This window comes from Klebsiella sp. BIGb0407 (assembly GCF_024807845.1).
GTDB lineage: Bacteria > Pseudomonadota > Gammaproteobacteria > Enterobacterales > Enterobacteriaceae > JGM124.
Genome location: NZ_JANUEQ010000007.1, coordinates 48,514 through 63,063, shown reverse-complemented (window position 1 = coordinate 63,063; position 14,550 = coordinate 48,514). Strand labels below are relative to the sequence as shown.

The 14,550-nt window shown below is 46.4% G+C and carries 12 protein-coding genes; 7 read left to right on the top strand and 5 right to left on the bottom strand.

All coding sequences use genetic code 11. The features are described from left to right. The first annotated feature begins 240 nt into the window (after positions 1–240). Genes M2387_RS18880 through M2387_RS18865 form a run of 4 tightly spaced genes read left to right on the top strand, consistent with a single transcriptional unit; the run spans position 241 to position 4,426 of the window. A complete protein-coding gene (locus M2387_RS18880; protein WP_259051651.1) occupies positions 241–1,182 on the top strand; it encodes a D-ribose ABC transporter substrate-binding protein in 942 nt (313 codons plus the stop codon). A gap of 19 nt (positions 1,183–1,201) precedes the next feature. After that, positions 1,202–1,813, top strand: a complete 612-nt coding sequence (locus M2387_RS18875) for a DUF2291 family protein (RefSeq protein ID WP_259051650.1) — start codon at positions 1,202–1,204, stop codon at positions 1,811–1,813. A 47-nt stretch (positions 1,814–1,860) separates the two neighbouring features. Beyond that, positions 1,861–3,336: a sugar ABC transporter ATP-binding protein gene (locus tag M2387_RS18870; RefSeq protein ID WP_409040089.1), complete on the top strand. Its 1,476-nt coding sequence runs from the start codon at positions 1,861–1,863 to the stop codon at positions 3,334–3,336. Between the two features lies 1 nt (position 3,337). Further along, a complete protein-coding gene (locus M2387_RS18865; protein WP_259051647.1) occupies positions 3,338–4,426 on the top strand; it encodes an ABC transporter permease in 1,089 nt (362 codons plus the stop codon). Between the two features lie 33 nt (positions 4,427–4,459). On the opposite strand, the gene M2387_RS18860 is transcribed toward M2387_RS18865, so the two are convergent. Next, positions 4,460–5,410 (bottom strand): sugar-binding transcriptional regulator, encoded by a 951-nt coding sequence (locus M2387_RS18860; protein WP_259051645.1) that lies wholly within the window; start codon positions 5,408–5,410, stop codon positions 4,460–4,462. Positions 5,411–5,724: 314 nt separating this feature from the next. On the opposite strand from M2387_RS18860, the gene M2387_RS18855 reads away from it, so the two are divergent. From M2387_RS18855 to M2387_RS18845, 3 genes are read left to right on the top strand one after another with little or no spacing between them, the layout of a single operon-like run. Beyond that, positions 5,725–6,555, top strand: a complete 831-nt coding sequence (locus M2387_RS18855) for a transketolase (RefSeq protein ID WP_259051643.1) — start codon at positions 5,725–5,727, stop codon at positions 6,553–6,555. Then, positions 6,548–7,498, top strand: a complete 951-nt coding sequence (locus tag M2387_RS18850; protein WP_259051641.1) for a transketolase family protein — start codon at positions 6,548–6,550, stop codon at positions 7,496–7,498. The genes M2387_RS18855 and M2387_RS18850 overlap by 8 nt, the downstream gene beginning before the upstream one ends. Positions 7,499–7,552: 54 nt before the next feature. Then, positions 7,553–9,064 carry an FGGY family carbohydrate kinase gene (locus M2387_RS18845; RefSeq protein WP_259051989.1) on the top strand — a complete coding sequence of 504 codons (1,512 nt, stop codon included), beginning with the start codon at positions 7,553–7,555 and terminating at the stop codon, positions 9,062–9,064. A gap of 67 nt (positions 9,065–9,131) precedes the next feature. Here M2387_RS18845 and M2387_RS18840 read toward each other — a convergent pair whose 3' ends face one another. Genes M2387_RS18840 through M2387_RS18825 form a run of 4 tightly spaced genes read right to left on the bottom strand, consistent with a single transcriptional unit; the run spans position 9,132 to position 14,517 of the window. Then, positions 9,132–9,863, bottom strand: a complete 732-nt coding sequence (locus tag M2387_RS18840) for a fimbria/pilus periplasmic chaperone (RefSeq protein ID WP_259051638.1) — start codon at positions 9,861–9,863, stop codon at positions 9,132–9,134. After that, positions 9,829–11,208 carry a fimbrial usher protein StbD gene (gene stbD / locus M2387_RS18835; protein ID WP_259051636.1) on the bottom strand — a complete coding sequence of 460 codons (1,380 nt, stop codon included), beginning with the start codon at positions 11,206–11,208 and terminating at the stop codon, positions 9,829–9,831. Before stbD ends, M2387_RS18840 begins: the two co-directional genes overlap by 35 nt. Positions 11,209–11,213: 5 nt before the next feature. Continuing rightward, positions 11,214–13,793, bottom strand: a complete 2,580-nt coding sequence (locus M2387_RS18830) for a fimbrial outer membrane usher protein (protein WP_409040084.1) — start codon at positions 13,791–13,793, stop codon at positions 11,214–11,216. After that, positions 13,774–14,517 carry a fimbria/pilus periplasmic chaperone gene (locus M2387_RS18825; RefSeq protein WP_259051634.1) on the bottom strand — a complete coding sequence of 248 codons (744 nt, stop codon included), beginning with the start codon at positions 14,515–14,517 and terminating at the stop codon, positions 13,774–13,776. The genes M2387_RS18830 and M2387_RS18825 overlap by 20 nt, the downstream gene beginning before the upstream one ends. Positions 14,518–14,550: the final 33 nt, after the last annotated feature.

The window sequence follows — 14,550 nt, the reverse complement described above, 5'->3', positions numbered from 1 at the left end:
TAAAACTCACATTAATTCATTGATATTATTTAATATAAAAACACAGCCTTCCATTTTTAAGATTTTAACAGATGCCCGCCCGCCACCGGCCCCACCGTCCCTTTTTACCCCATGAAGCGTGATCCTTTTCTCCTTTTAAAAAATTACCTGCGCGAACTATAGACAGTCTCTTAACTCAGCTTTATCGTTGACTGGCATAATAAATCATTTTTGAATAAATATTCAATGTGGAGAAAAAGAATGAAATCTACCTTTGCTAAATCCGTTCTGTTCGCTTCAATGATTGTCACTTCCGGATCACTCTACGCTGCCGATAACGGCCTGATCGTTATTATTACCCCATCCCATGATAACCCGTTCTTTAAGGCAGAGGCTGACGGTGCAGCAGCCAAAGCAAAAGAGCTTGGCTACACCACGCTAGTTGCTTCTCATGATGACGATGTAAATAAACAAAACCAGCTGATTGAGACAGCCATCGCGCGTAAAGCAAAAGCAATTATTCTGGATAACGCCGGCGCTGACGCCACCGTTGGTCCGCTAGAGAAAGCCAAAGCAGCCGGTGTTCCTGCATTCCTTATCGATCGTGAAATCAATAAAACCGGTGTTGCCGTAGCCCAAATCGTCTCCAACAACTACCAGGGTGCACAACTCGGCGCTGAGAAGTTCGCTAAGCTGCTGAACGGTAAAGGCAAGTATGTTGAATTGCTGGGTCGTCAGTCAGATACCAACGCAGGCGTTCGCTCTCAGGGCTATCACGATGTGCTCGACGACTACACCGATATGAGCATGGTGGCACAGCAAACCGCTAACTGGAGCCAGACCGAAGCCTTCACCCGTATGGAAGCCATTCTGCAAACTAACCCGGATATCGTTGGTGTTATCTCCGGTAACGACACCATGGCATTAGGCGCAGAAGCCGCTCTGAAAGCTGCAGGCAGAAATGATGTCATCGTAGTGGGTTTTGATGGCAGCGATTACACCCGCGACTCCATCATCAATAAAGGCAATATCAAAGCCACCGTACTGCAACCAGGCTGGGAACAGGCACAAATGGCTGTTGAGCAGGCTGACTACTATCTGAAAAACGGTAAACCACAGAAGACTGAAAAACAGTTGATGGATTGCATCCTGATCGATGACTCCAACGCCAACAAACTCAGCATGTTTAACCTTAGCAAGTAAGTAAGGCGGAGGATTTTTTATGTTCTTAAAACAATGGGGCGGTGCATTAATTGGATGTTCCGTCCTGTTGCTAACAGCCTGCACAGTGGTAGATCTGGATGAAAACGGCAAACCTATTCTGCCTGTCGACCCAAATGCGAAGCATAGCTTCGACAATCTGACTCCACAGCAGGTAGCGCAACAAACCTGGCAAACCCGTGTTATCGACGCAGCAAACCAGCATGCTCTTGATGCCAGTTCGCTGGAAAGCAAGTTAACCGCATCTGGAGAGAAGCCAGAAAGCTATTTTGTTCACCTGAATACGCCTGTCACAGAGGTCAATACCCGTGACGAGCGCGAACAAAAATTCACCGTTACCGTCAATGGCAAACCGCTGGTTATTCAGGTAGGCCCGGTAATAAAGGGGAATGCTATTCGTGATGCGACCGGTTTTGTATTTGAAGATTTTACCAACCAGGTACAGTTTGCTCAGCTGTCACGCGTCTACAACCGGGAGGCGGTAAAACTGCTACCGAAAATCGACTCCAGCTGGGTGGGTAAACCCGTCAGCGTTCGCTTTGCCGTGACATTAAGTAACGGCGCTGCACAGAACGCGGCTGCGCTGGAACTGAAACAGGAGGCGCAACCGTGAGCACCTTAGCGACCGATGACATTATTCTGCGCACCCGCGGTATTTCGATGTTATTCCCCGGCACCATCGCTCTGGACAGTGTCGACTACAACGTCTGGCGCGGTAAGGTCAACGTCATCATCGGGGAGAATGGTGCAGGTAAATCGACGTTAATGAAAATCCTTGCCGGTGTTCAGCAACCGAGCGTCGGGGAAATCCTGCTTAATGGTAAACCAGTGCACTTTTCCAGTACCCGTGAAGCAAGCGCTCACGGCGTCGGAATGGTGCACCAGGAGTTAAACCTGTTTGAAAATCTGAGCATTGCCGAGAATATTTTTCTCGGCCGTGAGCTGCAAAACGGTATTACACCGATTAATGAAGCCGAACAGGAAAAACGTGCTGCTGAATTATTAAAACGCCTCGATCAGCCCCTGTCGCCTCGGGAGCTGGTTGGAAATCTTAAAGTAGGCCAGCAGCAGCTGATAGAGATAGCCAAAGCCCTGGCAGATAATGCCGATATTCTGATTCTGGATGAACCGACCTCTGCTCTGAGTAAAACAGAAGTAGAGATCCTGTTTCGCGTGATTCGTGAACTGACTCGTCAGGGAGTATCTATTATTTATATCTCACACCGTCTGGAAGAGTTGATGGCAATAGGTGATGTCATCACTATTCTGCGTGACGGTAAATTCCAGTCTGAAGCCAAAGTTAGCGATATCGATGTGCCCTGGATTGTCCGGGAAATGCTCGGTAGTGAGCCCGTAACCGATTTTCTGAGCCCGGGGCGTACCTTTGGGGCTCCGGTTCTGGAAGCAGAAAATATTACCAGTGTGAATAGCGCCGGAAATACGGTGGTTAATGATGTGAGTTTCAAAGTACATGCTGGGGAAATTGTCGGTATTTATGGCCTGATGGGAGCCGGGCGTACTGAGCTATTTGAATGCATGCTGGGTACAGAACGTAATTACTTAGGCAAACTGTGGCTTGATAGCAAACCGGTATCGCAGCGTTTAACACCTGCCGAACGTATCCGGATGGGAATGAGTCTGGTACCTGAAGACAGGAAACGTACCGGTATTTTTCCCGTTTCTTCAGTCGCCAATAACCTGACGATTGCCAGCCTGTGGCGACGCCTGCAGCGTGGATTCACCATCGCTAACAATGAAGAACAGGCGGTTATCTCCGGCACCATCGGGAACCTGTCCATTAAGGTCTCCTCGCCAGAGGTAGAAATTCAGGCTCTGAGCGGCGGTAACCAACAAAAAGTGGTCATCGGTCGCTCTTTGCTCACCAATCCAAAGGTGCTCTTCCTCGATGAGCCAACCCGCGGGATTGATATTGGCGCCAAAGCTGATGTCTTCCGCATGATGGTAAAGCTTTCCCAACAAGGTATCGCGGTGGTTTTCTCCACCTCAGATCTCAAAGAAATTATGGCGGTATCCGATCGTATCCTGGTAATGTCTGGCGGCAAACTGACCGCTGATATTCCCCGCGATCGCGCCGAAGAATCCGCGCTGGTCTCAGCAAGTGCTCAGGGGTTTTAACATGAAAACGACACAATCCGCGGCTATTGTTCCGCCTGCCAGAACATCAGTCTCTCGCGAAAACTTTCTGCTGCTACTGCTGAAACTGCGAACCTTTATTGCCCTGTTTTTAATTGTAGGTTTCTTTACCATTACCGTCCCGGGCTTCTTGTCTGCTGGCAGTATGGTTATCATGATTAAACATATTGCCATCAATGCCTTCCTGGCACTGGGTATTACCTTTGTCATTATTACTGCGGGTATCGACCTGTCTATCGGTGCAACGCTTGGCCTGTGTGGCATGATAGCCGGATGGCTTATCACTAAAGGAATTGTCATTCCCTGGCTCGGCATCGCTATTTTCCCAAGTGTCTGGGTGATAGTCCCTATTGTATTACTGATAGGTGCCTTTATAGGGGCAACCAATGGCTGGATTATAACCCGCTATAGTGTGGCTCCGTTTATCTGTACCCTGGGTACCATGTACGTATTACGTGGTACTGCGATGCTCACCTCCGACGGACAGACCTTCCCAGGCCTCGCGGGTAACCCGCAACTGGGTAACACCGGTTTTGATGAAATTGGCGCCGGTTCGTTGTTTGGTATTCCATGGGCCATCTGGATGATGATCGTTCTGGCGCTGGTTATTGCCTATATCGCCCGCCGCCTGCCCTTTGGTCGCCACGTTTACGCCATCGGTGATAATGAGCGTGCGGCAGAGCTCTCTGGCGTGAAAGTGAAGCAGGTTAAAATCCTCGTCTATACCCTTTCTGGTGTCTGTGCTGCTATTGCCGGGATCGTCGTTTCCGCACAGCTGCTGGCAAGTCACCCGGCAAGCGGTGCAGCCTTTGAAATGAATGCCATTGCCGCTGTAGTACTGGGCGGAACCTCACTGGCAGGCGGACGCGGAACCATTCTGGGTACCATCATCGGGGCATTTGTTATCGGTTTCCTCGCCGACGGCCTGGTGATGATGGGCGTCAGTGAGTTCTGGCAGATGGTGATTAAAGGCTTAGTAATTATACTTGCCGTTATTATCGACCAGATGCAAAACCGAATGCAGCAGAAGGCTGCGGTGGTTGCACAAAAGACAGCTTTCGAAGCTAAATAAACTCAAAAATGCGCCGATACTTCGGCGCATTTTTTATGCTGTAATCAAACTACGTGCGGTAGCAAAATCCGTAACGAGAACATCGATATAGTTCCCTTTTAATGCTCCACGAATCGCCTTCGTTTTTTCGATTCCACCCGCCAGAGCAATCACATGCTGGCAGGCACGAGTTTGTTCCAGTTCCATACCAATCACCGGATCTTCTTCGTGGCTTAATACCGGTTTGCCGGACTCATCATAATAATGAAGGCAAATATCACCCACCGCACCGCGCTCAGCCAGTAACTGGAGCATCTCTTCGTTATAGTAGTTCCCTGAGTTTTTAAGCAACTGGGAAGGTTCAAGCTCACCAATACCGACAATGGCCATATCCACTTTCGCAAACTTCTCCACCACCACCGCCACATCCGGACTATTAACCAGCCGGGTACGCTCCTCAACAGAGTGTTCAAAGCTTTGTGAAGGGAGTAACCATGCGCCACACCCGAGATGAGCCGCCAGTTGCTGGGTCAGAATGGTCGCCTGTACGTTCCCATTAGGGCCAACTCCGCCAAGTAACTGAATCACACCCGCGGCATGAATACTCTGAGGATGCATTTCATCAACCATGCAACGAATAGTACTACTCCATGAAGAGATACCGACCCAGTCTTCCGGACGTAAACGCGTCTCGACGTAGTGTGCGGCCGCACTCCCAATAGCATGCTTTATCTGCGCATTACCGGCATTCTCACCCGCATCAACGACAATCGCCTGGCGAATGCCATAGCGGGTCTCTATCTCTTTTTCCAGCTCGACAAAAATATTGGTCGGCTGAACTACGGTGATTTTCACCAGACCTTCTTTCTGACAGCGGGTCAGCGCCCTTGAGACGAAAGATTGCGATAATTGTAGAAATGAGGCTATCTCAGACTGCTTTTTATTCTCGCTATAGTAAAGCGTCGCTATCTTTACCAGTAAGCGCTGTTCGTCCTGCTTCGACATAGCATTCTCCTTAATTTTATCTCTGTATTTTTATGCATTGCCGAATAGATAACAAGCAGGGAAACCTGTTGTGGCCCTTTCAAATGTGATCCTTTTCTCTTTCTTAGAAGATTGCTTGTACAAGTCGTAGACAAACCTGTTCACAGAGCATATCTTACCCCTATGGATAATAAATCATGAGTGAATATATATTCTGAACGCCAATTAATCGTTTGTTTCTGCTGTTTACTGAGCAGATCATTAACAAAATGGCGTTCTTTTTCACCCAGGTTGAATATTTATTCATTTGAGAATTAACATTCGAGAGGTGTTTTATGAATCCGTTTTCACTCTCCATCGAGGGTTTAGAAAAAAAAGCACGTGCGATTCGTCGTCGCATCATTGTGCTCAATGCTGAAAGCCCGGCTGGCGGCCATACTGGTGCTGACCTGTCACAGGTTGAGCTTCTGACCGCCCTGTACTTTCGTATCCTTAACTGCTCCGTAGAACTGAAAGACAGCAAAGAAAGAGATATCTATATCCAGTCTAAAGGACATGCCGTTGGTGGTTATTACTGTGTACTGGCTGAAGCTGGATTTATCCCTGTAGAGTGGCTCTCCACCTATCAGCACGCTGACTCTCATTTACCCGGACACCCTGTTCGTCACAAAACGCCTGGCGTGGAATTGAATACCGGTGCTCTGGGACATGGTTTGCCGGTTGCCGTCGGTATAGCCCTGGCCGCTAAGCGAGACAACAGCAATCGCCGTGTCTTCGTGGTGACTGGAGATGGCGAACTTGCAGAAGGCAGTAACTGGGAAGCGGCATTAGTCGCGGCACATTACCAGCTTGATAACCTGTTTATCATTAACGATAAAAACAATCTGCAACTGGCAGGTGCGACCAAAGATATTATGAATACCGACCCGCTGGATGAGAAATGGCGCGCCTTCGGTATGGAAGTTACGCAATGTAATGGCAACGATATGGCTGATGTAGTCGCCACTCTGGAAGCCTTACAGCCTAACGGTAAACCACATGTCATTATCGCCAATACAACCAAAGGCGCAGGGGTATCCTTTATTCAGGGTCGTCCTGAATGGCACCACCGTGTACCAAAAGGTGAAGAAATAGCATTGGCGCTCGAGGAGCTAAAAGATGAGTAATAGCGAACATCTCGCCACCGTCATGGTGAATGCGTTTATTGATGCCGTTGACCGCGGCGTGGATCTGGTTCCGGTTGTCGCTGATTCCACATCGACCGCCAAGATTTCACCTTTTATCAAAAAATTTCCGGACAGACTGGTCAACGTGGGTATCGCTGAACAAGTTCTGGTTGGTACCGCGGCAGGGCTTGCTCTGGGTGGAAAAATTGCCGTCACCTGTAACGCAGCGCCGTTCTTAATCTCTCGCGCTAACGAGCAGATTAAAATCGATGTCTGCTACAACAATACTAACGTGAAGCTATTTGGGCTCAACTCTGGTGCCAGCTACGGGCCACTGGCCAGTACTCACCACAGTATTGATGATATCTCTGTTCTACGTGGCTTTGGCAATATCGAAATATATGCCCCATCCTGTCCGATTGAATGTCGGCAGATCATTGATTACGCCCTGGAACACGTCGGCCCGGTCTATATTCGTCTTGATGGCAAAGCCTTACCTGAGCTTCATGATGAAAATTATCAGTTCGCACCAGGAAAAATTGACGTTTTGCGTCAGGGGACAGATATTGCCCTGGTCGCAATGGGCTCAACGGTACATGAAATTGTTGCCGCTGCCGCACAATTAGCAGAAAGCGGTATTGAAGCCACAGTTATCAATGTACCTTCTATTCGCCCCTGTGATACCGAACAGCTGCTGGAAGTTCTCAAGCCGCACCGGGCCGTGGTCAGTGTAGAAGAACATAATATTAATGGCGGAGTTGGTAGTCTGGTGGCAGAAGTCCTGGCTGAAGCAGGATATGGCATCCCACTGCGTCGACTGGGTATTCCTGATGGCGGATATGCTATCGCGGCCGATCGTGCGGCAACACGCGCCCACCATGAAATTGATACTGCCGGAATCGTAAAACAGGCAACGGCCTTACTTCAGGCACAACAAAAATAATAAGACAAAGAATGTCTGGTGGCGTTGACACTTATCTGCATCAGTGAGGCAGCCGTGATCGGTAAAGAAATTATCATCGCCCTCGATGAGGGCACCACCAATGCTAAAGCAGTGGCAATCGATAGCAGTGGTAAAATTGTCGCATCTTTCTCCAGGGCTTTGACCATCAGTACTCCGCAGGAGGGCTGGGTCGAACAGCCTGCAGAACTGCTGATCGAAGCCTCTGTTGATGTGGTATCACAGGCGATTGCCGCAGTAGGTGCAGAGAATGTTGTCGGACTGGCAATAAGTAATCAGCGTGAAACGGCCGTCGGCTGGTATCGCGATAGCGGACGCCCGCTATCTGCGGCTATCACCTGGCAGTGTTCACGTACAGCGCCATTCTGCCAGTCATTACGTGAGTCAGGAAAAGAAGCACAGATTAAAGCAGTTACCGGGTTGCCTGTTGCCCCACTGTTTTCTGCGTCAAAAATGCGCTGGCTACTGGAGTCAGTGCCTGATGGTTTTACGCGGGCTGAACAGGGTGAAATTTGTTTAGGCACCGTCGATAGCTGGCTACTCTGGAACCTGACCGGCGGTGAGTCTTTCCACTGTGATTATTCCAACGCCGCACGCACCCAGCTCCTTAATCTGCATACTGCGGACTGGGATGATGAGATGATGGCGCTGTTCTCGATTCCGCGTCGGGCTCTCCCCGATATTTTACCTTCGAGTGGACACTTTGGTTATACCCGAGGATGCCAGGGTATCCCTGACGGTATTCCCGTGCTGGCAATGACAGGCGATTCACATGCCGCTCTGTTTGCCCACGGGCTGGGGGCGGCAGGCTGCGTCAAAGCGACCTATGGCACCGGCTCTTCGGTGATGGCCCCGGTCAGTTCGGCTCAGTATGACGTGAATAGCCTGGCCACCACCGTCGCCTGGCATGATGGTGAGCAGCTAGTCTATGGTCTGGAAGGTAATATTCCCCATACCGGTGATGCAGTTGCCTGGATGGTGGAGAGTACCGGACTGGATGAGTTAGCCCCGCAGGAACTGGCACAACAGCTGGCTCTGTTACCGGCCTCCGTTGACTCGACATTAGGCGTCTATTTTGTTCCCGCTCTTACCGGGCTGGGTGCCCCCTGGTGGGATGAAAATGCCCGCGGCACGATCAGCGGTCTTAGCCGAGGCGTCAGACGTGCGCACCTGATACGTGCAGCACTGGAGTCCATCACTTATCAGATTGCGGATGTAATAATGGTGATGCGTCAACGCGAAGATTTTCGTTTAACGGCGCTGATGGTGGATGGCGGGCCGACCAAAAATAGCTGGTTAATGCAATATCAGGCCGACCTGCTGGGTTGCCCGGTGCTCCGTAGCGATGTCGCTGAGCTTTCCGCTATCGGAACTGCGCTACTTGCCCGTAAGGCGTTATTGCAAATATCCACCGAGGAACTCCGCCAGTTCTTACCTGAACATCTGAATTTTCAGCCTGATATGGCTCGCCATGAACGGCTACAAAAACGCTGGCATGAATGGCAGACTGCGGTTGAATTAACCCGGAAATCCAAAGTTCTGCAATAAGACTGACTATCAGGCATTGAATCAAGATAACCGATAAGCCCGAATATAACAGGCGAGTCGGTTATCCTCACGGATAAAACCATTTATTCCCGTCATCATTGATAATACTGTACTGAATAGAGTTCGCTCTTTTGCTTCTGTCGCTCAGCGTCACCTGACCGTCACTGTACGGACTGACAACCAGCCCACCAAATACTTCGCCATCAATATTCAGCTCACCAATATTCATATGCCATGGAGTGGGATTTTTAATGGCTAACGTCTCTTTATCATTCACACGAATAACGGAAAAATTGAGTTTTTTTCCATCCTCTTCTTCCAAAACCGGGATATTCTCCGGACGAACAAATACCTTCAAACGAAATCGCAGAGGTAAAAAAACGTGCTGCTCTGCATCATCCGTCTTAGAACGAGGAGGGATCTGGTAAATATTCAACCAGTAAAGTGACTCTCTGTCTTTCAGTATCTTATCCGGTGACACTAACTGTAATTTAACGCTTTTTATCTCACCAGGCTGGATACTGAATACGGGTGGAAGCGCAATCACCGGGGTTCTGCTGTCCTGGGGATTCGCTAGCGGATCGCCATCATCTGTCCATATCTGAACAACCGATGGCTCATTTCCAGAATTAACTAATCTCATAGAAATAACATTGTCACCACTATTGAATACCGCTCTGGTTCCTTCAACATTCACGACTGCAAATGAATGCGTAATACAGCATAAAAAAGGCAGACAGAACAATGTGATATTTCTGGTCAATTTATTGAAAACTAACAAAAACTTGTAACTGTGCATTTACCGCTCCCGCCGTTACTTTTTGATTAGGAATCGTCCCTAACTCAGCAGTAAAGTTTCCGGTGTAAACATCTGAAGATCTTCCGGAGCCAGATAACGTCAATAAGTCTTTAAAACCATACCATCCGGCAGTATTGCCTCTACCAAAAGATGTTTTTGCCGGAAGTAAATTAAGGTACCTGTCATTTTTATCTAAAATTCTGATCCCCACGCCAGCTGCTTGTCCATTAGTGCCATAATTCGTGTCCAGCAACCAGGTTAAAGCACCACTGCTGTTAGACAATTTCAACGCTTTGGCCTTACTGACAGCAGTGGGTTGATTAACCAAAAATCCCATTGCGACATTGGCGGACCCCTTACTACCGTCGGTAGAAGGCGCCGTGCTGGAAGCTGCCCCTGACTCACACTCGAGGCTTACAGTAAAGTTAGCCCGGCTGGTATTTCCCTGGCTGAGCTCATTTACCGTAATTTTGGGTATCAATACTCTGGATGGATAGTCATTCACTTTGCATGATGCGCCTCTTACAAAGGTGACATAGTTAGTCAGTGACCAGCCTGCAGGCCAGGCTGCAGAGAAACCTGAGTGATTAGAGTTATGGTCAGCATTATTCACCAGGTTAGGGCTACGACCGCCGCCTTTAAACGCGATATACCCTGCTGGCTGATTTCTACCGTAGAGATATACCCGCTTATTATTTGGATTACGGCTTACCTCATCAACTTTAAAAAGTTCAACAAAGACATTACTGAAAGCACTGGCAGGAACATAGGTATAGGTGCCATCAGAATACAGATCGCCTTTAGGTAATTGACGCGACTTCCAGTAACGGGAGTAATATTCTCCGGTGGTTAAGTTAGTTAATCGGATCGCAACGTTTTGTACATAAGTAAAGTAAGCTCCTGGTACTTCGGCTGTCTCATATTTACCGCCATAATCATCATCCCCGTTGGTCGCGTAGAATTCAAATAAGCCATCATTAGTAGCTGCAGCATCACATTTGAAAAGAATTTGTTTTGGGTCATAGGCTACGGTATGACCGGAGGTAAGAAAAGTTGCGACAGAACTCGCCAGAAGCGTACCCCCGGGCTGAAATGAGGTCAGCGAGCTAACACTCACAATATTAGGAAGACCTAAACTCGATTGAGAGGCGGAGTCACCGGCCCCACTCCAGTTTTGTGCGGTATAACCCGCAGCAATGGCTGATGAAGATAATGCTTTTATGGCAGTAACGCGCTCGCACTTTCCTGCTGTCCCTGCCGCATATCCGTTAAAACTCCAGCTTATTAATACGGATAAAAAGACCAGAGAAAATTTCTTTATATTTCTTTGATAGTGAATTTTCATATTTATTAATCCTTATCGCAGGATAAATTCAGCTGAGACAGTGTTTTGTCATCTTGAGTGGGTATTGCATATTTAAGATTACAGCCATGGGAATTTTTCTGCCCCCACTTAACAAAAATCGTTCCGGACATATCAGGTACGCGGGCATAAATTTGGCCGCCCTGCCCCACCATGCCAATTTGTTTGCCGTCTTTATCAAAAACTTCCGCTCCCATTGGCGGTAACTCGCCATCAGGAAGTGTTGTTATTAATAAGGCATAGCCATAACGTGATTCAAACTCAATTTTTGGAATAGCGCCGGAGTAAGGAACAACACGCTGGCTACCGCCTTTTAACTCAACGTTCGGGTCAATATTTTTAGGATCTAAACTAATATTATTATATTGATAAGGTGACATTGACGGATAAATCGCATAGCCAAAGCGGTCTATTGTTGCTCCCTGACCATTCTGAACAACCGCACCTTTAGCACCTGCAGCATGAATAATCGCAAAGGTATCGCTCACATAAGGCCCGACGGTAACACCGCCACTATGAGCGACAATCGTTCCCGAATATCCTGCCCCGTATTGTTTATAATCACCGCCACCAGAAATATTACCTCTGACGCTTCCTAATGACGTATTCTGCTGAACAGCGCCACCCCAGGTCGATGAGGCACTGCTATTTTTATATTTTTCCGCACCGGCATATAATGAATAGGTCGTATTACTATTTTCGCCAGCAGATCCACTCAGTCCTAACTGACTATTATTGGATTCTCTATCCCCACTCATACTCAGTGAAAGATTAGAGACGTTTTTCCTGATATTTAAGGGTATTGACAGGTTCAATGAAACCGTATTCTCTATATATTTTCTATTGTTTGATGAATCATAATCAGAATCATCGACGCTGTAAAAATAGCGCCCGCTGGTCATCACACTTTGTTGCCGGGAGACATTGATACTGTAGTTAATATCATGCCAGTCATTACCGTATGAAAGCTGTAACTGTTTTATGCTACCGCGGCCACCATAATAATCTGCGATACTGCCATACAGACTAAGTGTTCCCTGAGCATCGAAAGTCTGGCTTACAGTTAATGATATTTTATTTTTTTGTTTAATCGTATCTGACCAATAATTTTCGCCGTTATCCAGCTCTCGCCTGACACCTAAAACATCCTGTAAATCTCTGAATCCATTGGTTGAATACCGATAGGTTGCCAGAACCAGATTGGTACCCGTCTCAAAACTTTTACTGTAGTTTGCTTCGAATCGCCAGCCAGATTCAGATTGATTTCTTTCAACTTTAGCGCGCGAATAAGTGGTATTAATACCAAAGGCACCCATTCTTGAGGCGATCACACCACCAAAAAGTAGCGCCTGATATTTATTCGCGATACGTAAACCACTGTTCATGGTAAACATATTGGATAAACCCTGCTGTAACGTCAGCTCAGCAAATTCATTCTTAACATTGCTGAAGTTTCTGACTCTACCTACCGAAAAGGAATAATCAGTGTTTCCCGGGCGAATCGACTCCGGAACAGAGGCATAGGGAACGGTAAAATTAGAGACTTTACCATCAGCATCAATAACTTCCACCAGTAAATCGCCCTGACTTTTTGTATTATATAAATCATTAATAACAAAAGGACCAGGAGGGACTGATGTTTGATAAATCACGCTACCTTGCTGGCGGATAACCACGCGCGCAGAACTCGCCGCAACTCCCCTGACCTGAGGAGCATAGGAGCGGCTGCTCTGGGGCAGCATTCTATTGTCTTTCTCTAGCTTCACACCATTAAAGGATAAGCTACCAAACAAACTATTCCCGGTAAAAACATCACCAAGGGAAAGAATGCTTTCAATGGCTTCAATAGGTCTTTGAACCCAGGTTCTGACGGTATTATATTTATACTGACTGCCAGCATAACTATTTGAAGAGTAACGCAAATTACCTATATGTCTGATTTGCCATAATCCAACATTGGTCCCAGAATTAATATTGCTCCACAGATAATCATAGTGATATTTCAATTTTGAATTATCAGTACGTGTAACATTAGTATTATGTTTTAGAAAAATGGCAAATGAACCCTCATCCCAGAGACTGGCTGGAATGTAGCCCCGAGGATGTTTGATTAACTTGGATTGAGGTATGGATATATTAAGACGAGACGATGACAAGTCTATTGTAGAATTAAAATATCCTTTATCTGAGGGTTCACTGAGGCATCCATCAGTGCTATTAAACTCATCGCTCGTTACTTTCTCTCTCAATGCTTTGATAAGCGGCTCATTTAAGCACTGTTCATCCTTATCGGAGGGATTTTTTTTTACCGTGACCTCTTCATTAGTAGCAATGACTTCATCATTAACATAAACATCAAGAAAATATACGCCAGGCGCGACATTTTTATCATCATTATTAAATTTTGTCATATCCATCCCTGAGGATGAACCCTGAAGTAAATTAGAGTCGAAGTAAAAATCATTAGCGAATAATGATGATGAATAAATAATCCCCATCGCAATTATAATCTTGCTAAAGACAAAAAAACGATCGGGTTCAGTTTTATTATAATGAATAACTTTCATTAATCCTGGCCCCTTGATCATTGAGCACTATTATATTAACTGTTTTTCCTTTAATGGTGCTGGATTTAGAGAATTTAAACACTTCGTTTCCAAATGGTGCAATCATACCTGATTCAGAAGCCGATTTTTTCCCATTACTTAAAAAATAGATATCACTAATTGTGACATAAAAAGGCGTATTATTTTTCACACTTACTGCCGAAGCGGAACCAGCTGCCTGAGTAACAGTAAGATCGGGAAATTTATTTCTTTCGAGTGATAATAAAGATGCTGGACGATAAAATAATTTAACTCTATTTCTTAAAATAACAAACATCTTATTAGAATCAGAAACGCCAGCGTTTAAATTAGATGGAGGAATCTGTATGAAATTAAAATAAAAAACGGACTCTTTATCAGCTGGCAGTTTTGCATCACCTAAATAAGTTATTTTAAGAACCTGACCACCATTAGGATTCATACGGAAAATAGACGGTGTTGCAACAAAAGGCACCTTTACTTTTTCGTCCGGACCACTGGTCATGATACCTTTATCAAACCATGTTTGGATAACATAGGGAATATTGGTATCATTTCTCAGATCGACATCAACAGAACGAGAGCCTTCATTGTAAATAATTCTTGTTCCTGTCATAACGACACTGGCATTAACATGAAAAGAAACAAAATTATTTAAAAATAATGCAGCGATCATTATTAGTATTAATTTCATATATTTTAGCATATCAGCACAACCGTTATTTAAGGAGTTAATCAA